The following is a 442-nucleotide window of genomic DNA, read 5'->3' on the forward strand; positions in this document are numbered from 1 at the left end:
CGCATCCAGGCACGGTCCTCCTATGGGCACGGTGACCACGACGCGGGAGGATACGAAGCGGCGCCGCGCCGACTTCACGGCGCCTGACCTCTTCGAACAGACAGGGGAGACCGACGGTGAACCGGTTTGGCGAGCAAGCGCTGGCCCACTGGCAGGAGCATCGCCCGGTGGTGTTGCGCAGCCTGGAGGACCCGCAGGAGTATTTCACGGAGCTCGGCGAGGAGATATCCCGGTCGGTCGAGAGTCTGGCCCGGTCCCTGGCGGCGACGACGCCGACGGGGGAGGGGTACCTGGCCCGTCTGCAACGCCTGCAGACAGCGCACAGCGAGGCGGAGAGCACGGTGCTGCGGGAGGTTCTGCTGCTGAACACGGAACCGGAACAGGAGTAGGGCCTGCGGCGAAGCTGGAGCCGCGCACCGAGCGGCAGCGGGTTCTGGCCAAC

Annotated in this window: 1 protein-coding gene; it reads left to right on the top strand. The window is 68.8% G+C overall.

Annotation, left to right across the window (positions count from 1 at the left end; genetic code table 11):
* The first annotated feature begins 116 nt into the window (after positions 1 to 116).
* On the top strand, positions 117 to 389 hold the full coding sequence (locus ACW14Y_RS41690; protein ID WP_456988729.1) for a hypothetical protein: 273 nt from the start codon (positions 117 to 119) through the stop codon (positions 387 to 389).
* Positions 390 to 442 lie beyond the last annotated feature (53 nt).

Source organism: Kitasatospora sp. cg17-2, from assembly GCF_054031055.1.